The organism is Mucilaginibacter aureus, assembly GCF_053514885.1.
The window spans coordinates 2476455-2499046 of sequence record NZ_CP170601.1 but is presented as its reverse complement, the minus strand read 5'-3'; the positions used below and the strand labels follow the sequence as shown (position 1 = coordinate 2499046).

The following is a 22592-nucleotide window of genomic DNA, read 5'->3' as shown; positions in this document are numbered from 1 at the left end:
GCGTGCACAGCCTATACCCGATATACAGAAACCTATCCCGCGAAGGGCTTATGGGATCTGTTATCTACATCCCAAACTTCATCCACCCGCTACCCTCGTAGCCAAAAATAAACTGCTTCGGGTTAATAATTTCGGCCAGTATCTCGAGTGAATCAACTATCCTCGGACCGCTGCGGTTAAAATAATGGTTGCCATCGGCAATGTACAGGCGGTTATTTTTTACAGCTTTCAGATCGGCGAAGCCGGGCTGGGCCAGCAAAACATTCATTTCTTTCAATGTGCGCTCAATGGCAAAGCCACATGGCATTACTATAATAATATCCGGATCAGCAGCTTGTATGGCCTCCCAGTTTACGTATGGCGAGTGTTTGCCATTTTCGGCTAAGATGGATCTGCCGCCGGCTATATCAACCATTTCGGGTATCCAGTTGCCCGATACCATCATCGGCTCCAGCCACTCAATGCATGCAACACCTGGTTTATCGGTAATGTATTTCAGCTTGTGGCGGATCAGGTCGACACGCTCATTCAGGTTTTCCAGTAATTCATCGCCCGCTTTGCTTACCCCCAACTGATCGGCCACCAGGCGGATATCTTTAAAAATATCATCCAGTGTTTCGGGCTGCAGGCTGATGATACTGGCATCCTTATCCAGCAAATTTTCCAATGCTTCTTCCACATCTTTCAGGCTAACGGCACACACGTCGCATTGTGCCTGCGTGATCACTACATCCGGGTTCAGTTGTTTGATCACTTCTTTATTCACCGTATAAACCGATAAGGCGTCGGTTAAAATTTCTTTTACCTTACGGTCGATGTCGATGCTGCTTAGCTCGTTGCCAAAAGATGCTTCGCAGCAAACCGGGAGTGCTTTGATCTCTTCAGGATAATCGCACTCGTGCGAGCGGCCTATTAAGTTTTGCTGCAAACCCAATGCGCAAATAATTTCGGTAGCGGCAGGTAACAGCGATATGAGTTTTGGTGAGGATTGATCCATAATCGGCGCAAAGGTAGTGAACTTTGCCATGCAGACAACCCGCAGATTGCGTTAGCAATAGCAGCGGATACATGAAGGCAACCAGGGATACCCGGCCCGCAGCGAACGCCTCAAACATGGCCATAGCATATTGCAACCACAAATTGATCACAATATTCTTATCCACATCATTAACGATAATCGCCCCCGCCGTTGTTGGTGTTGTCACCAACAACTACTTTACACTATATTTCGTATTTTTAACGTAATGTCAGCTATCAATTTCGATTATTATCCGCAATTCTTTACTGCAACTATTTTAAACTGGCAAAACCTGCTGGTTGAGGATAGTTTTAAAGACATCCTTATTGATAGCCTTTTATTCTTGAAAAATGAAGGAAGTATTGTTATATACGCTTTTGTGATCATGCCTAACCATCTTCATTTGATATGGCAAATACAAGATGGATATAAACGCGAAAATATCCAGTTGAGGTTTTTGAAGTACACTGCTCAAAAGATAAAATTCAGATTGATAGACACAGACGATGCACGTTTAAAATATTTTAAGGTAAATGCTTCTGATAGAGAATACCAATTTTGGGAAAGGAATTCATTAAGTGTTAATTTATGGACACCTGCTGTCTTAACTCAAAAATTGGATTATATTCATAAAAATCCATTGCAGGATAAATGGAAATTGGCAGAATTGCCGGAACAATACAAATACTCATCTGCTAAATTTTATGAAGCGGATATTGATGAGTTTGGGTTATTAACACATTATACTGGCAATTAACGGGTTGTTGGTGACAACACCAACAACGGCAGGCAGGATATTCTTATCCACATCATTAACGATAATCGCCGATAAGGGCTATATTTATTGACCCAAAATAATCACAGATAATGGCAACAGAAGTTAAGTGTCCGGGATGCGGTACGGTTTTCCCTTTAGAGGAGGCTATGACCGAGGAATATAAAAAAGAGCTTCGCGAAAAAATGCTCAGTTTTACCAAACAAAAGGAAGAAGAGTACACGCGCAAGCTGGATGAGTTTAGCAAAAAAGAGCAGATACAACAGCTGCAGTTTGAGCAGCGCCTGGCCGAAGAACGTAAAACCTTACAGCTTACGCTGGAAGAAAATCTGCGCAAAACCATAGCATCCGATTTTGAGAATAAGCTGGCTATGCTGGAAACCAGTAATAAGGATGCCGAAGAAAAACTAAAGGCATCGCGGCAAAAAGAACTGGAGTTTTTGCAAAAAGAGCAGTTATTAAAAAATCGCGAAGAGGAAATGGAACTGCAACTGCAGCGCAAGTTACAGGAGCAGCGCAATGAGCTGAGCGAACAGATACGCAAACAAGAGCATGACAAAAACCAGGTGAAGGAAACCGAGCACCAGATGAAGATCATGGAGCTCACCAAACAGCTCGACGATCAGAAAAAACTGGCCGATGAGATGAAACGTAAGGCCGAGCAAGGCAGTATGCAATTACAAGGCGAGGTGCAGGAGCTGATACTGGAAGACCTGCTGCGCAACAGTTTTCCGTTTGATGTGATAACCGAAGTGGGCAAGGGCGTGCGCGGGGCAGATTGCGTACAGGTGGTACGTAACCAGTTTGGACAAGAGTGCGGCAAGATCATCTACGAAAGTAAACGCACTAAAGACTTTGGCGGCGACTGGATAGAAAAATTAAAGAAGGACATGCGCAGTATGGGCGTTGATGTGGCCGTAATTGTAACGCAATGCTACCCTAAAGGCATGGATTGCTTTGGCGAAAAAGACGGGGTGTGGATATGTTCGTTTGATGAGGCAAAGGCTGTAGCCTGTGTTTTACGCGATGGCGTGATGCGTTTATACAACGCTACCCGATCGCAGGAGAACAAGGGCGATAAAATGCATTTGCTATATGATTATTTGACCGGGACCGAGTTTGCCGAACAATGGAAGGCCATACGCGAAGGGTATATGGATATGCGGCAATCGATACTGAAAGAGCGCGAAACCATGGAGCGTTTATGGAAGGCACGCGAAAAACAACTGGATAAGGTATTGCTCAACGCTGCACACATCCGTGGTTCGGTTGATGGTATTGCCGGCAGTGATGTAGTGCGTTTAAGCTTAACTGATGATAACGATTCGCTGATGCTGGATTAGACTGAGTTGCCGGTTGTGAGTTCTCAGTTGCGGGTTATGGGTTTTGTTCTTAAATCATAGTGTCATTTCGATAGAGCAGGGGTGGCAACGCGTAGGGACGAGAGAGAAACCTTATGCTACCTGCGGAGTTTACGAGCATAGAGCAGAAGATCCCTCACTGCCGTTCGGGATGACATCAATAATAATTCATAAAAAAAGCGCCCCGGAAAACCAGGGCGCTTTACTCACATTAAACTAAACATTAGTTACAAGGTACTGGTATGGTGCCTGTAAACTTTAAGGTATTGCTGGCGGCATCATAGTTGGTAACAACGTTAAAACCTGTTAACGGTGGTATGGTAATGGCCGCTTTGGTTATGGTAAAGTTACCGGTTTGGTAATATGTTTTATTGTAATAAGTTGCCAGGTAATAGGTAACATTGTTATCAAGCTGTGTGCTTGCTTTACCATTTACAATGTTTACAACACCTATTGGCTGAAACGCCTGCGAACCTGCAATTTGCTGATACAACTGGAACGGTGCCGATGGCAGAACCGATACCTGTTTACCGTTACATAAACCTGTAATATCAATCGACGCATTTATCGGATCGATGAAAGCAGTAGCTGTAGTAGGTACGGTAATATTTAACGAACCTGTTGAGCAGGTGCTGAACAAAGTACTCACAGCAGCCGATTTACCTTTGTAATATACGGCAACTTTTGCCTGGGCAATGTTCGGCAGGTTTTTAAAGGTAACGCTTGAGCCGTTGCGCAGATCGCCGCCGGATTTTACCGCCACAATATTACCGTAAGCCGACATCAAATAAACAGTATAATTACCGCCTTTAAAATTAGCATCGGCAGTGGCAAGGTTAACAATAAGGTTGCTGCCGCAAGCGGTATAGGTAGCGCCTGCTGTTGAGGTAGCACTCCAGAACCAGCCGGCCATCCAGTTTGAAAGGTGAGTTATCGGCATTACAACCGATAGTTTGTTGCTTCCATCTAAAGCTACGGTAGCATTACCTTCGTATTTCCACTGGCCGGTTATATCGTTCTGGCTCCAGTAAGGTATTACATCGCCAACTTTTAAAGCGGCGCCGGTAGCAAAGTTATTGATGTTGCTGCTTAGCTCCATGCTGATGTTTACCGGTTTCGAAAAGTTTTTAACCGGGCTGTTATCGGCATTCATGTTAATTGAAAGCAAGCCCACGGGTACAAAGTTAACACCGCCGCTTATAGCAGCTCCGTTTTGGTCCAAAGCGTCGGCAGCGTAAAGGCCACCCGGGAAATCGTTAGTTAAGGCATTGTTACCAACACCTAATTGTACAATATTTGAGGTTAAGGTACCGCCATTTAAAGCTGCTTTATTAGCATCCTGCATTTGTGTACCTGCGGCGAATGAAATGGTTGCATTTTCGGTAACGCTTGCGCTTTTGGTAGTTGTAAGCGCTAATGCTGATGTTAAAGTACCATTACTTAATCCATTACTGCTTTTTAACAGGGTTGTGCCTGCAGCTGATGAAGTATAATCAAGTCCTTTAACTATGTAAAGTGAAGGCGCGTCCTGGGTGATGATCACGTTTTGGATAAAAGGTGCAAAGCCAGGTGCCTGGGCGGTTACGGTAAATATTACCGGGCTGGTTAATGATGGTACGGTGCCTTTTACAAGCGATAACGATAAAATACCGTGCGATACCTGGAAAGTTGTACCACCCGATACCATTTGTACCAGGCTTGCACCAGGGCCGCTAATGGTAGCAGTAAAATCGCCGGGTTGGTTTACCGATGTCGAATCGGCATTTACAAATGACAGCATAGTAGGTGCCGGCGATAACGATTGTGAGGCAACCAGGATGTTAATGCCATCAGTAGGTTTTTTACAGGCGTACATTACTACGCTTATCATTGCCAGTAAAGCAATAAACGTAACTACAGGTGTTGATACCTTATTTTTATTAAATATTTTTTTCATGATCGTGATTTAAAAATTGTGCTCAGGTGGTTTATTTTAGTCTAAAGTTAAAGTTGAGTTGTAATACGGGTAACCAGCGGTATCCCTTTAAATTTTCATTAAACTGCGGCTCAAGCTGGTAATTTTCAGATAGCAGGCCGGTACCTATAATATGGGTTTGGGGCTGGGCCAGGTAGTAAGTGCCCAGGTCTAAATTAAAGTTAAACACATGGCTGGGGAAACTGCGAAACAAACCCAGGCCCAGGTAAGGAGCAATGCCTTTCCAGCTCACATTCATGTTCAGGTTACCAATATCGGTGCCGGTAACGGTTACATTGTTATAATTGTAGCTGCCTGTAGGGATAACGTTTAACCCGCCATTGGCTTTGTACAAATAAGCACCACCAGCAACTACGCGTAAACCACGTGCCCCTTTAAACGGAACAATATCGGCCAGGAAATGTACATTGTAAAAATCAACATTGATGGAGTTTGTTGATTGGAAACCCGGAAGGCTCAGTGCGTTGTTGGCAGTAACCGGTATAAAGCTTGCGCCCAACCTGAATGACAATTGTTTAAAGGCGCCGTAACGCAAATCGGCACCTACACCTTGTGTACCAGCCTCAAGCTGCATCGATAAGTGATGGCTAAAAGCGCTCGTAACTGTTTTGGAGCCGCCGGTTGTTAAGGCACTCGCTTTTTTTGTGGAGTCAGACTCCGTGCCTGCCCAGCTCAGTATGGGCAATGCACACAAAATCAATAGTAAAAAATTTTTCATAAAATTCAATTTTGGGGGTTACTCGTTTAACAAAAATATCTTCACCAAAAATACAGTGATAAATTGTTTAAAAATACAGTGAAAACACGGTATTTTTAAACAGACCGATAATAAAAAATGCCAGGCTCCGTTTTTCTGTGTTTTTTTATGATAATTGTAAAAATCACATTTTAAAGGCCTTATACCCGCAATTTCTCAAAAAGCCACTTATTTCCCAATTGTTTCAAATATTAAACATCCATAAACACCCTAACTGTAAATTGATATTATAATAATTTAAATGATATTTTATTTCTTTTAAAGAATTATTTAACTTTTACTGTTCTAAGCACATACAAAATAAAAGCATGCATTTTACGGCAGGATTTTTATTAAAACCATAATCAAAATATTACGTACAAGGGCTATAACTATCGAAACGTGTTAATAACTGGTCAATTTTGTTGAAATTTTGACACCTAACAAGCTTTGCGATAGCCTATATATGTAATATCTTGCCCTTAATTAATGAAGAACTACTTATTTTTTCTCCTTCTGATTAGTTTAAGTTTTAACGCAATGTCGGCCAGGCTGCGGCACAAAACTGTACGTCATAAAAAACATCATGAGGTTTTTGTACATCCCAAAGTTGAATACACCCAGGCCGACCGCGCCATTGCAGATTCGATCGGCACTGATGTGAGGCCCGATCAATTGCTGGGTTATGCGCAAAAGTTTATCGGTACACCTTATCATTTCGCAGCATCAAACCCGGGTTATGGCTTTGATTGCTCGGGCTTTGTGGGTTATGTTTTCAGGAGTTTTAAAATTGAGGTCCCCCGCTCATCTTATGAATATATTAACATTGGCGAAAAGCTACCCCTTGCCGAAGCCAAACCGGGTGATGTTATTTTGTTTACCGGTACACAAACCAGGAGCCGTAAAATTGGCCACATCGGTATTGTAATGAGTAACGATGATGAAGGGGTGAAATTTATCCACTCCTCATCGGGTAAAGAACATGGCGTTACCATTAGCGCTATGGACGAACGTTACCAGCGCCGGTTTGTACGTATCGTGCGTTTGTTTAAACAAAACGACGATAACAAAACTTTAGCTTCGATACAAGGAGCTACAAGCCAGGCTGTTAATTAACAGCAAAAAAAATTGCCTTATAGTACGTTGGTTACACTATTTATGCAACTAATTTATACTACCGGCGTATACAAGCTTTAAGTCAAAAATTAAGTTATATTTATCAATCAACTCATCCGGATAATGCTGTTAAATAACAAAGTTTACTTTGTTGGTATATTGTGCTTATTGCTGGGCTTTTTGCCCTGCAGTAACGTTTGTGCCCAGCAGCGTGAAATTGACAGCCTGAAAAAAATGCTTGATAAACATCCGCAGGCTGATACCACCCGCGTTATTGCATTAAATGCGCTGGCTTACAATTACTATACTACCAATTTAGACGATCTGAAGGTTTACGGTAACCAGGCATTAGTTTTATCAAACCAGCTTAAATACAAACAAGGCGAGGCAGTTGCTTATAAAAACCTGGGCTTGGGTTACCTGGCTGCCAATGCCAATCCGCAGGCACTTAACTATTTCGATAAGTCGTTAACCATTTTCATATCACTTAACGACAGGGTTAACGCCGCCAAAGTGTTAAATAATATTGGCTACTATTACGGCATTATTAAAGATCACAAGCAGGAGCTTGCTTACTTTTTACAAGCCATCCAGAAACTAAACGGCCGCCGAGAGCAGCGCGTTATGGCGGTAATACTTGGCAATATAGGCAACAGTTACGAGGCTGTAGGTAAGCTTAAAGAGGCGCGCGACTATTACAATCAATCACTTAAATTATCCATAGCTAACAAATTGGATGGTGATGAGGCTTCGGCTTATGCCAATCTATCGTCGGTTGAGTTGAAAGAAAAGCATTACGATAAGGCGTTGATGTATTGCAACATGGTTTTGGCCATGAAAAAAAACAGTGATAATTTTAAACCCCGTACCCTGGCGAATGTTTACGGCCTGTTAGGTAAAATTTATTATCAGCAAAAAAATTATGCCAGGGCCCGGCAGGCTTTACAGCAAAGCGCTACTATAGCCAATAAAATTGGCAACGTTGAGCAAATACAATCCAACTATTACGATTTTTATTTGCTCGATTCGGCAAAAGGTGATTACCGGTCGGCCTTTAATAATTATTACCAGTATAGTAAGCTAAACGACAGTATCATCAGCGTTGATAAAAACAGGGTGGTAGCTTTATATCAGATCAGATACGACTCGCAAAGACGGCTTGATGAAAACCAGCGCCTGCGCGTAGAAGATGAAAAGAACCAGGCTGTGATCAATCAGCAGCGCATTATCCAGATCATTTTGATCATGGGCATCATCATCATTTGCGGCGGCGCTATCTATTTAAAATATATATACGACGAGGTAAAAGCTAAAAGCAACATCATTAATGAACAAAACCGTGTTTTAGAAGCCAATAACCTGGTTAAAGATAAACTATTTTCGGTTATATCGCATGATTTGCGCAGCCCGATCACACAGGTAATTGGTTTACTTAATTTGTTGGACGATGGCGAGCTGACCATGAAAGAGATGGCCGAGCTTACCCCGGCAGTAAAAAGCAGTATTGGCAACACGCTCGAACTGCTGGATAATTTATTGATCTGGTCAAAAGAGCAGCTGCAGGGTTTTCACCTTAACCGTGAGCCTTTTAACCTGTACCAGCTTGCTAACGAAAGTATAGCAGCGTTAAACAGTAGCATACAGCAAAAACAGCTTGATGTAACTAATAATGTTTTACCCGAAACGGTGATAGACGCCGACAGGGAAATGATACAGATCGTGTTGCGCAACCTGATCTCTAACGCAGTTAAATTTACAAACCCGAAAGGCAGTATAAATGTTGCCAGCAGTATTGAAAACGATTGCACGGTAATTTGTGTAACTGATACCGGTATCGGGATAAAAGAGGCCGATATGGAGAAGATATTCTCGTTCACCAGTCATACTACACTGGGTACCGCTAACGAGAAGGGCACCGGCATAGGCTTAAAGATCTGTAAGGATTTTATCGAGCTGAATAACGGCCGTATCTGGGCCGAAAGCAAAGAAGGTGTTGGTAGTAAATTTTGTATCGCGGTGCCGGTTAATGCTTCGCGTTAAGCAAATAAACTTGCTTAATAATGTGATACGCGGCGAATAAAAAAAACAATATCGCGATGCAGGTATTAATTAGTTTGGTGCTTAACTCAAACCGGTTTTGTATATACGTTGCCGATTTTGCATAAATAAACAGGCATAAAAATGCGCCCGCCGCCGATCCTAAGCTAAAGGCTATCAATGGCCAGGTACCGGTAACTATCCAATGATGGGTAATCAAATAAGTTCCGCTTATCATCCAGAAAGGTATTTGCATAGGGTTAATGATACCCATAATAATACCATGCTTTACACTATGGTATTTTGACACCTTAGCCTTTGGTGGCTTACTGCGGTTTACCCAGGTGATGGCGCCCAATACGCCAAAAAGCACAACCATTACCCAATCAATAATAACTTCCAATTGCAATTGATGCGACAGCCATTCGGCGGCATGGATAATCATATAGGTAAACACCAGTTCGACACAGCTAAAGGCGATGATAAACTGCAAAGCCTGCTTAATGCCCCGGTTTATAGTGATTTGTACCAGGCTAAGGTTAACGTTTCCGGGCGGCACATAACCAATAAAATTTACGGCAAGGCCCAGAAATATGGTGAGGAGGATCATCGGGCGCAAAGGTATAGATTTTATTCGTCCTTTATGGCTCTAAAGCGAACTGATAAGGTTAAGAAGGCGATATCCCACATCCCACAACTACCTCTTCCCCTTAACTGCTTTCACATTCCATATTTTTTCAGCCTTACGGCCGATGATCCAGAACGAAACTGCCAGAATAGCAAAGAACAACGATTTGTTGGTGTTATCCCAAAAGTACTCGAAGTACTTGGTGTAAATTAATATAATTAAAAAGGTAATGCCAAACTCGCGCGCTACTACATCACTACGTTTTAAGCCAAACACTAAAAAGCCTGCATATACTATCGCCGTAATAATACCCCAATAAAACAAGGTGATCTGTTTTACCAGCCACCATTGGTTAAGCGACCCATAGTTGCCAAATAACGAAAGTATCCACAACGATATAAACAGGTACAGCAGGCCCACCACGTAGGTTAACTCGCCAAACAGGCCAAACCATTTGCGATGCCTTAACGCCGCGCAGGCCGCAACCAGCACAAAGCCAAACAGCACAAACCGCAGCGGATAGTTCATGCCTAAAAAATAATAACCCCAATGTGTTTGATAACCGGTTTCGCTGCCAAACCAGCTGCCTAACGAGATGAGCGCAAACAGCCATATCATGCGCGAGTTCATGTTCCAGGCTAAAATGCCGTACACAAATACCGAGAGTAAAAATAACAGCGAAAAGTGCCCCGAACCGTTATCGAACGTTTTGCCCAAATAGGCAATGCAGTTGGCCGTGAGCAGGATGGCCATAAAAACCACGGCCTCGTTGCTAAACACCTTTTCGGGCGATACATGTTTGAGCCGCCTGCTCCAGTAAAACAAACCGGCGGCGGTAATACCCGATAAGATGCTGATGACGATGTTTGGCGTATCGTACAGCTTTTTGATATAGTTGATCACCGAATCATCCACAATGAGCCAGCCAAAGGCGATGGCCCCGCAAATGAGCGCTATCCAGAACGAGTACTTGGCCAGCCGCATCCAGTCGAACCCTTTTACCTGGTACGAGTTGCGCAGCTTATCGGCAACAACGCCATCAATCAGTTCCTCCTTTTCCCAATGCGCTATGGCGTGGGTTAACAATTCACTTTCTGATCTGTCGAGGTCGAGTTTTTCCAAAATGGTATGTGCTGGCCCGGTAAATATAACCCTATCGGCCGAATAAAACAGCCAGGATGTTAACGTTTTAGCGGCGTATATAGTTTTTACCCTCGTTAGCGATTGCAGCGGATACCGGCCGGCACATTGCCGGTGTCCTCACCACAGGTGTTCTGAAGATTAGGTTTGCCATCAAAACTCCCTTCTTGAGAAGGGGTGCGTAAGGTAGTGTGGTGGCGGGAATGTGTTATTTTGCGTTATAAAAGGACACACCCCTCCGCCCCTCAAGAGGGGAATCGTACCAGGCCTCTGCTTTTTATCTTCCCAGCCCATTGTTGGTGTTGTCACCAACAATACCCCGGTTTAAAAATCAGACCAATACTTTTACTACGAAATGGCCTGTAATATGGTACCCTGAAAAGAGTAACTCGCTTGATTGCTAATAAAAGGTACGCCGGTTTTTATAAACGTAGTTCCGGTACTTTCATGTACATGCGGATGACTTTTAGCCGGGGTACTGATGCTATTATGGCTAATATGTACAAGCTCCGGGCCGTTTTGCCAGGCTTTTTTTTCGGCTAAAGATGTGTTTGGTGTTAATGAGATCATTGCTTAAGATTAAGGGTCGAGGCAAAAATAACGAATTTACTTTTTTCAACAACCTTATCAACCGCACATTACAGGTATTTTCCCTGCAATATCTATTCTAACAACTTCACCACATTTTCCCTGTCTACAGCCAGTTGCGCTATCAGGGCATCCAAACCATTAAATCGGATATCACTGCGTACAAAATGATGAAAGTTCATGCGAATTTGCTCATCGTAAATATCCCTGGCAAAATCAAAAATATTCACCTCGATATTACGCGTCATACCGTTAATAGTAGGGCGATGGCCAATGTACGCCATGCCTTTATACGTTTGACCTTGCACATCAAGCGTTACGGCAAAAATCCCGTCGGCAGGTATCAGTTTATAGCTTTCGGCTACTTGTATATTGGCAGTTGGGTAACCCAATTGCCGCCCTAACTGATCGCCGCGAATAACCCTGCCGGTGATAAAAAACGGATAACCCAAAAACTGGTTGGCCAGGTCAACCTGGTCATTCAGTAAAGCTGTGCGTATTTTGGTTGAGCTTACGGCCACATCGTTAATATCCTGCTCTGGTATTTCGAGCACTTGGTAATCAAATTCTTTGCTCAGGCGCTGCAGATCGTCAAGTCCGCCCTTACGGTCCTTGCCAAAGCGGTGATCGTACCCGATCACTATTTTTTTAACCCCGATGCGCGCCACTAAAACATCGTGAATATATTCGAGCGCCGACAGGTTGGAGAAATCGCGCGAGAACGGCGTAACGATCAAATGATCAACCCCCAGGTCTTCCAGCAATTGGGCCTTTTCGGCGATGGTAGTAATGAGTTTAAGATCCTGATCTTCCGGATTCAATATCATGCGCGGGTGCGGAAAGAAGGTGAGTATCACACTCTCGCCACCCGATGCCTTTGCCAGCTCGGTTATTTTTGATATGATCTTGCGGTGCCCCATATGCACACCATCAAAGGTGCCAATGGTTACCACGGCATTGGCCACGGGCGTAAATTCGTTAATGTTATGGTATATCTTCATTAATATCTAACTCAAAACAGGGGTGTCATGGTGATGCGTCGTCAGGCTCAGCAGTCGAACCATGGTGCGAGGGCCCTCGCCCGCCATCCTTCGACAAGCTCAGGATGACACTCCTTTTGGTTTCTTCTTACGTGTCTATTCTTTCCGCCGTTGCCCTTTGCTCCCTGATATAATTTACCAGCTCCATTACCTCGTAAGCATCCTCCAGTTTAAACTCACCACTACGGGTGCGGCAAAGTTTGCTTAGGTAAGCGCCATTACCAAGCGCCCGGCCAAAATCGTGTACCAGGCTGCGGATGTAGGTGCCTTTGCTGCATACCACCCTAAAATCAATTTCGGGCAGGGCTATCCGTGTCAGTTCAAACTCGCTAATGCTTACAAAACGTGCGCGCTGTTCAACCTCTTCGCCGCGGCGGGCCTTTTCGTACAGGCGCTCACCGTTTATTTTTACTGCCGAGTGCGCCGGCGGGTATTGCTGTATATCGCCAATAAACTGCGCGCAGTTAGCTAACAGTTGTTCTTCGGTAATGTTGCTGATATCAAAGGTTTGGTCAACTTCGGTTTCCATGTCATAGCTGGGCGTGGTTGCACCAAGCACCATGGTACCGGTATATTCTTTTTCGGTTGCCTGGAAGGTGTCTATCTGTTTGGTGAGCTTGCCTGTACAGATCAACAGCAAGCCGGTTGCCAAAGGATCTAAAGTACCCGCGTGCCCAACTTTTAGTTTAAGCGGTTTGAGCGAGTTGCGTATTTTGCCTACCACGTCGAAACTCGTCCAACGGAGTGGTTTGTTGATAAGCAATAGTTCGCCTTCGGCAAAGTTAAAGTCGCGGAATTTGCTTGGGTTGGATGTCAATTTGTTTTCTGGGCGCTAATAATAAAGCGCAAATATCGTACTTAAAATTTGAATTGCATATTGTGGGGTTAGTGCTATTAACGTAAACGCTGCCGGAATACAACCCGCTGATTTCCAATTTCTTTTTTGAACAGCCCCGATAATAAGCTACATTTGCAATACACACTAATTTATCTCCCCCCCATCTACATGATCGAACAACAGAGTACACACCTTACGCTTCCATGTGCTAAAAAAGACTGGAAAATACCCCAAATTATTTTGATAAGCCTCCATGATGTCAATAGCAAAACTTTCCTCAGCGTTAAGGAAAGCAGCGGGAATCAGTTCCAGCATGGCGGCAAAACATATGTTTCAAACGGTAATAATACTTTTACCGGTACGTTAAACCAGGCGGCTTCGTAGTGGCGACGTTCATACTCGTCGAAGTTTCTTATCACACTGGTCGAAGTTTATAACTTCGACCTATGATATCGCAAGCATCCTGCTTGCTTAAGATTTCCGCTTCACTTTCCATATTGGGACATTCTATCGGGATCGACAAATTCCTGGCATCCGTCTTCCACAACACCCAATTTTTTAAAGTTCTCGGTTGCCTCGAATAAGGAAATATGATTCGCACCACTAATTTTATGCAATTCAGTAACCCCATCATCCTCCCAAAAACAGACATCACATATTTCCCACCCAGTTCCCATTAACGTTTTATAGCCACAACATACACATGGGAGCAGCTTCGGGCCTTTACCTTTTACTTCGACAACTATCCCAAGCTGGTTAGATAAAAACGTTTGCAGGTAGCTATTTAAATAAAAACTAAATTCATACTCGATATATTTCCTTGCGTAATAATTCGAAACCTCTGGTGCTACGTCTCCCGTTTCTAACGACTTCTCCGCTAAAGCATTTTCAATTTTCGCAGCCCTTTCTTCCGGAGAAAGATTTAAAAATTTATAAAAAGACGATAGTATGATTGCTTCTTTTCTACGTAGTATCATTTATTTTAATTTTTCGCACCGCACTCCGCACTTTGTTGGTGTTATGACCAACCAACCGTTCATTTGCTATGTCAACAATCCGAAGTTAATGATAGTCCCCCACAAAAAAAGCCGCCCATCAGGCAGCTTAAATATATCATAAATAATAAAATCTAACCAAATCCGAAATCGAAATTCCGAAATCCGAAATCAAGAGATCTGCCCTACCGCATACAAAGCAAGCAGTACAACACCCACCACAATACGGTACCAGCCAAACAGCCTGAAACCTTTTTTCTCTAAAAAAGTAATAAAGCTTTTAATGGCTAACATGGCTACCACAAAGGCTATCACGTTACCTACGGCTAAAAATTTGATCTGTTCGCCGGTAAAGGTTGCCGATACGTGTTTGTGGTAATCCCATATCTCCTTTACGGTAGCGCCAAACATAGTAGGCACCGCTAAAAAGAACGAGAACTCTGCCGCCGCGGTGCGGGTTAACTTCTGACTCATCCCACCAACAATAGTAGCTGCCGAGCGCGATACGCCAGGTATCACTGCCAGGCACTGACATAGGCCCACTTTTAAAGCTGTGGCGTAGCTAATCTCTTCTTCTTGTTTAACCTTGGCATTGGGGTTGTTAAACCATTTGTCAACAAACAATAATATAATACCGCCTATCAGTAATGAGCAGGCCACCACCAGCGGACTTTCCAACAACAGGTCTATCTTCTTTTTAAGCAACACCCCAACAATAACTGCCGGGATAACACCCACAACCAGTTTGTAATAAAAATCGATGGTTTTGAAAAAGCGTTTATAGTATAATACCACTACAGACAGGATCGCCCCTAACTGTATAGCCACCTCAAACAGCTTTACAAACTCGTCTTTACCAATACCCATAAACGAACTGGCAATAACCATGTGCCCCGTTGATGATACCGGTAAAAACTCGGTTATACCCTCAATTATTGCGAGTATAATTACATGCAGAATGTTCATGCGTTAAGCTTTGTTGGCTGGTTTTTTAAATATCGCAAAAAAGCCTACCACAAAACCCGATAGTACCAATAGCGGCGCTATTACAATTTTGCGGGTATCATAAATATCGGTTGTTCCCGTCATGGTGATAAAACCGATCAGCACTAAGGCCATCGCGATAAAAAACACGCGGTAGTTACCTTTTTCAAAAACAAAATGCGGGGTATGGTTAGTGCCGCTTACTTTTGCTTTCGCTGACCGGGCCTGAGACTGAGTGCCTTTAACAGGCTGTGTTATTACGGGTTTTGATGCTTGTGATGCCATTATTATCTGTATAGATCGTAAATTTTTAAACGTAAAAACTTGCTTACCGCAAGGTAGGTGCTAAAGCCCGATATAAATATACCGATGCCTATCACCACCAAAAACACCATGCCAAACTCGGCATAGTTTTGCAGGATAACCAGGTCGGGTATTTGTATGGTAGCCAGGTAAAGCATGCCTATGAGTAGTATTATCGCTATAAGCCCACCCAGTAGGCCGTGCCAGATACCGTATAATAAAAACGGTTTGCGTATAAAGCCCTTGGTAGCGCCAACCAGCTGCATGGATTTGATCAAAAACCGTTGCGAGTATATAGCCAGCCGTATAGTATTGTTGATCAGGGCTACCGATACTACCAAAAATATCGCCGTAAAGGCCAGTATTATTAAGCTGATCGAGGCCAGCTTTTGGTTCATCATATCCACCAGCGATGCCTGGTACTTAACCTCTTTAACCACCGGGTTTTTAAGCAATTGCGCTTTAAACTTATCAATAGCCGTGTTATTGGCGTAATCGGCGTTCAGGTACACATCTATCGATTCGGGTAGCGGATTATAACCTAAAAAGCTTACAAAGTCTTCGCCAAGATCTTTTTGCAGGTTACGGGCTGCAATTTCTTTGGGTACGTACTGCGCATTTTTTATCGCCGGGTTAGTTTGCAGTTGTTTTTGCAACTGCAAAACATCAGGTTCGCGGGCGCCGTCGTCAACAATAATGTTAAGCACAATGTTCTCTTTAACATAGTTCGACAGGCGGTTGGCATGTACCAGAATAAGCCCCAGCAAACCCACCATCAGCAGCACCATAGCAATACCAAAAACGGTTGATATGTAAATGCTTTTAGTTTTTTTTGCGGATATACTTGGCTCAAATTCTTCCATTGTTACTATATAGATTGGGCGAAAATAAAAAAACCTTACGGTAAAGGTAAATAATATTCTGTTTTAATACCGTGATGTTAAAAGGTTGATGCCATATTTAACAAAAATTAACCAATTGTTCATTAGTTCACCGGTCATTCGGTCGTTGGTAATACCGTAACGGTTTACCCATGCATCTTGATTCCTGACTCTTGATTCTTGACTCTTATTATAACCATCAGTTAATTTAAATTAACCAAAACCATTCTTTTTTTAACCTGTTATTCTCTGCAAGATACCAGTACGAATATGAAGTTAGCCGAATCCATTAAACCCAATATCGAAGCCATGCTTTGCCCCCTGCACGATATCCATCCCGTTGTCGATGTTTTAGGCAACGAGTTACAGATCACCTGCTGCTGCAACAGGTTTCACGACCTTTGCCGCCGCCAGACCGAAGCCATGCTTGGCCAAATGGATTTCACCGTCAGTAATTTAACTATTGTTTAAAAAAAGATTTTCTCAACCGGCAACACACAACTCACAACCCTCAACTGAAAACATGAAACCAGCAAACAACCCCAATAAACCATCGCCCGCCGATACACCAACCCACCGCCCTAAAGACGAGGGCCATAAAAGCATTGTAAAAAAGCAGGATAAACAATACCACGCCAAAGAACCGCACGGCGGTGATATCGCCAAAAAGCACGAGAATGAGGAGCAGCCTGTACATTCGGCAGATAAGTAGTTGTGTGTTGCGCGTTATGTGTTGTGAGTTGAAAATGTGATTTCTTTTAACTCGTAACGCGCAACACACAACGTGCAACCAAATCCGCCAAACTTTATTATTTTCGCAGTTCAATACCCCAAACAGCGAAAATGGATTATCAATTTAAAGATATAGAGAAAAAGTGGCAGGCATTTTGGGCCGCCAATCAAACTTTTAAAGCCGACAACCACTCCTCAAAACCCAAATACTATGTGCTGGATATGTTTCCATACCCATCCGGCGCAGGTTTGCACGTTGGCCACCCGCTGGGCTATATCGCGTCCGACATATTTTCGCGCTACAAACGCCTTAAAGGCTTTAACGTATTGCACCCTATGGGGTACGATTCGTTTGGCTTACCGGCCGAGCAGTACGCCATACAAACCGGGCAGCACCCGGCCATCACTACCGAAGATAACATTGCCACTTACCGCCGTCAGTTGGATCAGATCGGCTTTTCGTACGATTGGGGTCGCGAGGTGCGCACCAGCGAACCCGGCTATTACAAGTGGACCCAGTGGATATTTATGCAGCTGTTTAACAGCTGGTACAATAAAACTACCGATAAAGCCCAAAGCATCGACGAACTGGTAAAACACTTCGAAAGCAATGGTTCGGCAGGCATCAGCGCCGTGTGCGATGATGATACCGCCACCTTTACCGCTGCCGAATGGAAAGCCCTGAGCTTCGAAGCCCAACAAACCGAACTGTTAAAATACCGCCTCACCTACCTGCGCGAAAGTACCGTAAACTGGTGCCCGGCCTTAGGTACCGTGTTGGCTAACGACGAGGTGAAGGACGGCTTTAGCGAGCGCGGCGGCTACCCGGTTGAACAGAAAAAAATGATGCAATGGAGCATGCGCATCACCGCCTATGCCGAGCGTTTATTGCAGGGCCTGGACCATATCGACTGGCCCGACCCGCTCCGTGAAATGCAACGCAACTGGATAGGCAAAAGCGTTGGCGCGATGGTGAAATTTAGTCTGGAGTCTCAAGTCTTGAGTCCTGAGTCGAAAGCCATAACGTATATTGAAGTATTTACTACAAGGGTTGATACCATCTTTGGCGTTACCGTTTTGGTGATAGCACCTGAGCACGAACTGGTGACCGCATTAACCACACCTGAACAAAAAGGCGATATCGACGCCTATATCACACAAACCAAAAAGAAAAGCGAGCTCGACCGTATGGCCGATACCAAAACCGTGAGCGGCGCATTTACCGGCAGCTATGTTATCAACCCGGTTAATGGCGAGCGCGTACCGATCTGGATTGCCGATTACGTATTGGCGGGCTATGGCACCGGCGCGGTAATGGGCGTGCCTTCCGGCGATCAGCGCGATTACTTGTTTGCTAAACACTTTAACTTACCGATCATCCCGATCATCGATATCCAAAATATCGAGACCGAGGCCGACCCTACCAAGGAAGGTAAATACATCAACTCCGGTTTCATCAACGGTATGGGCTATAAAGAGGCCACATTGAAAACCATTGCCGAACTCGAAAAAATGGGCATGGGCTACGCCAAGATCAACTACCGCATGCGCGATGCCATCTTCGGCCGCCAGCGTTACTGGGGCGAACCCGTTCCGGTTTATTTTAAAGATGGCCTTCCGCACCTGATCGAAGAAAGCGAATTACCGCTGATACTACCCGAAGTAGATAAATACCTTCCAACCGAGAGCGGCGAGCCACCACTAGGAAGGGCTGAGGACTGGAAATATCAATCATCCGAAGGATCCTTTGAGTACGAACTCTCTACCATGCCCGGCTGGGCCGGATCGAGCTGGTACTGGTACCGCTACATGGATGCCAATAACGATAAAGAATTTGCATCTGCCGAAGCGATCAAATACTGGAAGGATGTCGACCTGTACATCGGCGGCAGCGAGCATGCTACCGGCCACCTGTTGTACAGCCGCTTTTGGAACAAGTTTTTAAAAGATATCGGCCTGGTGGTTGAGGAAGAGCCTTTTAAAAAGCTCATCAACCAGGGTATGATACAGGGCCGCAGTAACTTTGTGTATCGTTTGAACGATGCCGAAGGCCGCCCGACTAACACCTTCGTAAGTCACGGCTTAAAGGGCCAGTACAATACAACGGCCATACATGTTGATGTGAATATTGTGGAGAACGACACGCTTGATCTCAACAAATTCAAAAAATGGCGCGATGATTTCGCTAATGCGGAATTTATACTGGAGAACGGCAAATACATCTGCGGCGTCGAAGTCGAAAAGATGTCGAAATCCAAGTACAACGTAGTTAATCCGGATGACATCATCGAACGTTACGGTGCCGATACCCTGCGCATGTACGAAATGTTTTTGGGCCCGCTGGAGCAAAGCAAACCATGGAACACCAACGGCATCGAAGGCGTATTCAAGTTTCTGCGCAAGTTTTGGCGCCTGTTCCACAACGATGCCTGGGAAATTAAGATCTCCGAAGAAGCGCCTACCAAAGCCGAACTGAAATCGTTGCACAAGATCATCCGCAAGGTTGAAGAAGATATCGACCGTTTTTCGTTCAACACCTCAGTATCCAGTTTCATGATCGCCGTTAACGAGCTCACCGACCTGAAATGCAACAAGCGCGCTATCCTGCAGGATATGGTCATCATCCTGTCGCCATACGCGCCGCACATTTGCGAGGAGCTTTGGGTAATGCTGGGTAACCAGGCCGGTACGCTATCGTACGCGCCATACCCTAAATTTAACCCCGAGTACCTGGTCGAGAACGAGTTTGCCTACCCGGTATCCATCAACGGCAAAACTCGCATGAATCTGAATATTTCGCTGGCCATCGAAGGTAAAGAAGTTGAAGACCTGGTACTGGCCAACGCCGACGTTCAAAAATACCTCGACGGTAAAACCCCCAAAAAGGTCATCGTTGTAAAAGGTAGGATCATCAATATTGTGGTGTAAATATTTTTATAATAATTGTCATTTCGAACGATAGCGAGAAATCTTCTGCTTCAAGCTTGTTTACAGCAGAAGATTTCTCACTCCGCCCCTTGCGGTGATAACACCAACAATGGGTGTCACTTACCTGATTTATAATTGACACCCAAACCTTTACCAACCCAGCTTCGCACTTTGCAGGTGTTATCATCTGCAAGCTTATATTTTATTGTTGTTGGTGATAACAACAATAGGCGAACAAAAAATCAAACAATACAAATAGTTAAAAAAATTAAACCATATGATAATGATTAAAAATATCACGATAAAAAATATTTATTTTTCTCTGAGAGTTTTTATATACTATCTTTAACAGTTTAATCTGTCTTTCTTAGGGTGTATATCAAATAATTACATACCAAAACTTGAATGCTCCTATGATTAACCTTTCACTAATGGAAACAAACCACAGCAACCAGCCAAATATCGGGAAGCACCACCATCCCGATAAGAAGCAATGGACATACCCCGAATTGACCGTAATCAGCGCTTATCGGGTTCAAGGCGGACATGCTATTGGACATAAGGAGACCTATGTTACCCCTACTTTTGGCACTGAGCACGGCAAACAAGTTTCATAAGCTGCACGTCGCGTCATATAACTTTTAGCCATTTATAACCCACCTTGCAAATGTTATCACCTGCAAGCATATGCTTTTATTGAGGGCGATAATACCAACGGGCAAGTTAAAGGCCGCATCATCGATATTGTAGCTTAACGCAAACCGTTAACCAAACTGTCATCTCGAGCGAGCACAGCGACGAGAGATCTTCTGCTCCATGCCTGTCTACAGCAGACGATCTCTCACTACCGTTCGAGATGACAGTTTTTTAATCCGATACATATTACTACTTATCATTTCGAGTGAGCGTAGCGACGAAAAATCTTCTGTTCCATGGCTGTCTACAGCGAACGATCTCCCGCCTTGGTCTAAGCTTTCAGCTACCCTTCTTTTATATTATTTGATTTTCTTAATTTTGCGACATGAACAATGCGGAAACTCCTACTTTTGATCCCGGACCATCGGACCTGAAGTTAAAAGGTTTTAAAGTTTACCAGATGGATACCCCAGCCAACGGCGCGCCCAATTACAATCGCCGCGATTTTTACAAGGTGAGCCTTATTAACGCCAGGTATATTATTACCTATGCCGACCGTAGCATTGAGGTAAGCGGGCCGTCGTTATTTTTCTCAAACCCGCATGTGCCGTATTCGGTTGAGCTATTGTCCGAAAGGCATACCGGCTACGCCTGCTTGTTTACCGAAGATTTTTTATCCGCCGCCGAGCGTACCCAAAGCCTGCACGAATCGCCCCTGTTTAAAATAGGTGGTAACCCCATTTTCCCGTTAACGGATGAGCAGACACTGTTTGTTACCGGCATCTTTCAAAAAATGCTCGAAGAGCAAGGCACCGATTATATTTACAAAAACGAACTCATCCGCAACTACATCAGCCTCATCATCCACGAGGCCATGAAGCTGCAGCCAGCCGATAATTACTTTAAACACAAAAATGCGTCGTCGCGCACCACAACCCTGTTTCTCGAGCTGCTCGAAAGACAATTCCCGATAGAGAACACCGACCGCCCCCTGCGTTTGCGCACCGCTCAGGATTTTGCCCAAAACCTATCCGTACATGTAAACCACCTCAACCGCTCCGTGCGCGAAGTTACCGGCAAGCCAACCACGGTACACATTGCCGATCGGATCATCAGCGAGGCAAAGGCCCTGCTGCAGCATACCGACTGGAGCACGGCTCAGATTGCCTACGCCCTGGGTTTTGAATACCCTACCTACTTTAACAACTACTTTAAAAAGCTAACGGGTACACCGCCTAAATCGCATCGTGTAAAAACTGTTTGATTTTCTTACTCTTTTGTTTGATAATCATTACCGCTTCGCCTTGTTGCCACTGTAACTTTGTGTAAATCAAAAAAAAGGAACAGCACGATTTATGCAAAAAACAAAAGATCCGGATTTAAACATCATCTTTCCTACACCCGGTAACCTTGCCGGCTTAACCTGGCTTAAAACCCTGTCGCCGCCAAACCGGGCATCCCGTAAGGTAAATGTTAACGTATTTGCCGAGCAGGGCACCAACCCAAGCTGGCATGCGCACCCTTGCGAGCAAATGCTTATCGCGATGGATGCCACCGGCTATTACCAGGAAAAGGGCAAACCCATGCAGTCGCTTGGGCATGGCGAGGTCATCTTTATCCACGCAGGGGTTGAGCACTGGCACGCTGCATCGCTTGGCTGCGCGTTTAGCCATGTGGTTATCAACGCCAATCAGCGTAAGCAAATTATAACCTGGCTAAAGCGGGTTAAACATTAATAATTAAGGCGCCATTAAAAGGTTATCAGTGTTACTTAAACTCAAAAATAAAATCCTTGCCGATAGGTATCGGTAAGGATTTTTCGTATTGCTCAAAAATTTTAATCTTGCTGATTTTCCACAATATTTTATTGTAATTTGGTTA

General features: G+C 44.2%; 23 protein-coding genes. 11 read left to right on the top strand and 12 right to left on the bottom strand.

The window, feature by feature from the left end; all coding sequences use genetic code 11:
* Positions 1-64 precede the first annotated feature (64 nt).
* Positions 65-1027, bottom strand: a complete 963-nt coding sequence (locus tag ACFGVR_RS10640; protein ID WP_448702801.1) for a cobalamin-binding protein — start codon at positions 1025-1027, stop codon at positions 65-67.
* Positions 1028-1244: 217 nt separating this feature from the next.
* Here ACFGVR_RS10640 and ACFGVR_RS10635 point away from each other — a divergent pair, with 217 nt between their 5' ends.
* Both ACFGVR_RS10635 and ACFGVR_RS10630 read left to right on the top strand, forming a co-directional pair.
* Complete coding sequence (locus ACFGVR_RS10635; protein ID WP_448702800.1) at positions 1245-1775, top strand: transposase; 531 nt, start codon at positions 1245-1247, stop codon at positions 1773-1775.
* Positions 1776-1885: 110 nt separating this feature from the next.
* Entirely contained in the window at positions 1886-3136 is a 1251-nt protein-coding gene (locus tag ACFGVR_RS10630; protein ID WP_448702799.1) for a DUF2130 domain-containing protein, read from the top strand.
* 241 nt (positions 3137-3377) lie between these two features.
* On the opposite strand, the gene ACFGVR_RS10625 is transcribed toward ACFGVR_RS10630, so the two are convergent.
* Entirely contained in the window at positions 3378-5090 is a 1713-nt protein-coding gene (locus tag ACFGVR_RS10625) for a hypothetical protein (protein ID WP_448702798.1), read from the bottom strand.
* Between the two features lie 31 nt (positions 5091-5121).
* On the bottom strand, positions 5122-5847 hold the full coding sequence (locus ACFGVR_RS10620; RefSeq protein ID WP_448702797.1) for a hypothetical protein: 726 nt from the start codon (positions 5845-5847) through the stop codon (positions 5122-5124).
* A gap of 558 nt (positions 5848-6405) precedes the next feature.
* Between ACFGVR_RS10620 and ACFGVR_RS10615 the strand changes: the two genes are divergently transcribed.
* Both ACFGVR_RS10615 and ACFGVR_RS10610 read left to right on the top strand, forming a co-directional pair.
* Positions 6406-6981: a C40 family peptidase gene (locus ACFGVR_RS10615; protein WP_448702796.1), complete on the top strand. Its 576-nt coding sequence runs from the start codon at positions 6406-6408 to the stop codon at positions 6979-6981.
* A gap of 123 nt (positions 6982-7104) precedes the next feature.
* A complete protein-coding gene (locus ACFGVR_RS10610) occupies positions 7105-9021 on the top strand; it encodes a tetratricopeptide repeat-containing sensor histidine kinase (protein WP_448702795.1) in 1917 nt (638 codons plus the stop codon).
* On the opposite strand, the gene ACFGVR_RS10605 is transcribed toward ACFGVR_RS10610, so the two are convergent.
* The 5 genes from ACFGVR_RS10605 to truB form a co-directional block, all read right to left on the bottom strand.
* Positions 9005-9628 carry a LysE family transporter gene (locus ACFGVR_RS10605; RefSeq protein WP_448702794.1) on the bottom strand — a complete coding sequence of 208 codons (624 nt, stop codon included), beginning with the start codon at positions 9626-9628 and terminating at the stop codon, positions 9005-9007. The genes ACFGVR_RS10610 and ACFGVR_RS10605 overlap by 17 nt on opposite strands.
* Positions 9629-9715: 87 nt before the next feature.
* Positions 9716-10768, bottom strand: coding sequence for a DUF2157 domain-containing protein (locus ACFGVR_RS10600; RefSeq protein ID WP_448702793.1), 1053 nt, complete (start codon positions 10766-10768; stop codon positions 9716-9718).
* A gap of 366 nt (positions 10769-11134) precedes the next feature.
* Positions 11135-11356, bottom strand: coding sequence for a hypothetical protein (locus ACFGVR_RS10595; RefSeq protein WP_448702792.1), 222 nt, complete (start codon positions 11354-11356; stop codon positions 11135-11137).
* A 92-nt stretch (positions 11357-11448) separates the two neighbouring features.
* Complete coding sequence (locus tag ACFGVR_RS10590) at positions 11449-12375, bottom strand: bifunctional riboflavin kinase/FAD synthetase (RefSeq protein WP_448702791.1); 927 nt, start codon at positions 12373-12375, stop codon at positions 11449-11451.
* 127 nt (positions 12376-12502) lie between these two features.
* Positions 12503-13231, bottom strand: coding sequence for a tRNA pseudouridine(55) synthase TruB (truB, locus tag ACFGVR_RS10585; protein WP_448702790.1), 729 nt, complete (start codon positions 13229-13231; stop codon positions 12503-12505).
* 189 nt (positions 13232-13420) lie between these two features.
* Here truB and ACFGVR_RS10580 point away from each other — a divergent pair, with 189 nt between their 5' ends.
* Complete coding sequence (locus ACFGVR_RS10580; RefSeq protein WP_448702789.1) at positions 13421-13636, top strand: hypothetical protein; 216 nt, start codon at positions 13421-13423, stop codon at positions 13634-13636.
* 101 nt (positions 13637-13737) lie between these two features.
* Here the strand turns inward: ACFGVR_RS10580 and ACFGVR_RS10575 are convergent, their stop codons facing one another.
* From ACFGVR_RS10575 to ACFGVR_RS10560, 4 genes are all read right to left on the bottom strand, one after another.
* On the bottom strand, positions 13738-14229 hold the full coding sequence (locus ACFGVR_RS10575) for a CPCC family cysteine-rich protein (RefSeq protein ID WP_448702788.1): 492 nt from the start codon (positions 14227-14229) through the stop codon (positions 13738-13740).
* A gap of 189 nt (positions 14230-14418) precedes the next feature.
* Entirely contained in the window at positions 14419-15213 is a 795-nt protein-coding gene (locus ACFGVR_RS10570; RefSeq protein WP_448702787.1) for an undecaprenyl-diphosphate phosphatase, read from the bottom strand.
* A 3-nt stretch (positions 15214-15216) separates the two neighbouring features.
* On the bottom strand, positions 15217-15516 hold the full coding sequence (locus tag ACFGVR_RS10565; RefSeq protein WP_448702786.1) for a DUF3098 domain-containing protein: 300 nt from the start codon (positions 15514-15516) through the stop codon (positions 15217-15219).
* A gap of 2 nt (positions 15517-15518) precedes the next feature.
* The gene (locus ACFGVR_RS10560; protein WP_448702785.1) at positions 15519-16397 is read right to left on the bottom strand and encodes a cell division protein FtsX; all 879 of its coding nucleotides are present in this window, start codon (positions 16395-16397) and stop codon (positions 15519-15521) included.
* 288 nt (positions 16398-16685) lie between these two features.
* Between ACFGVR_RS10560 and ACFGVR_RS10555 the strand changes: the two genes are divergently transcribed.
* The 6 genes from ACFGVR_RS10555 (at position 16686) to ACFGVR_RS10530 (ending at position 22447) form a co-directional block, all read left to right on the top strand.
* The gene (locus tag ACFGVR_RS10555; protein ID WP_448702784.1) at positions 16686-16886 is read left to right on the top strand and encodes a hypothetical protein; all 201 of its coding nucleotides are present in this window, start codon (positions 16686-16688) and stop codon (positions 16884-16886) included.
* 52 nt (positions 16887-16938) lie between these two features.
* Complete coding sequence (locus tag ACFGVR_RS10550; protein WP_448702783.1) at positions 16939-17127, top strand: hypothetical protein; 189 nt, start codon at positions 16939-16941, stop codon at positions 17125-17127.
* A gap of 131 nt (positions 17128-17258) precedes the next feature.
* Entirely contained in the window at positions 17259-20075 is a 2817-nt protein-coding gene (leuS, locus tag ACFGVR_RS10545; protein WP_448702782.1) for a leucine--tRNA ligase, read from the top strand.
* Between the two features lie 431 nt (positions 20076-20506).
* A complete protein-coding gene (locus ACFGVR_RS10540; RefSeq protein ID WP_448702781.1) occupies positions 20507-20692 on the top strand; it encodes a hypothetical protein in 186 nt (61 codons plus the stop codon).
* Positions 20693-21096: 404 nt separating this feature from the next.
* A complete protein-coding gene (locus ACFGVR_RS10535) occupies positions 21097-21975 on the top strand; it encodes a helix-turn-helix domain-containing protein (RefSeq protein ID WP_448702780.1) in 879 nt (292 codons plus the stop codon).
* Positions 21976-22066: 91 nt separating this feature from the next.
* A complete protein-coding gene (locus ACFGVR_RS10530) occupies positions 22067-22447 on the top strand; it encodes a hypothetical protein (protein WP_448702779.1) in 381 nt (126 codons plus the stop codon).
* The last annotated feature ends 145 nt before the right edge of the window (positions 22448-22592 follow it).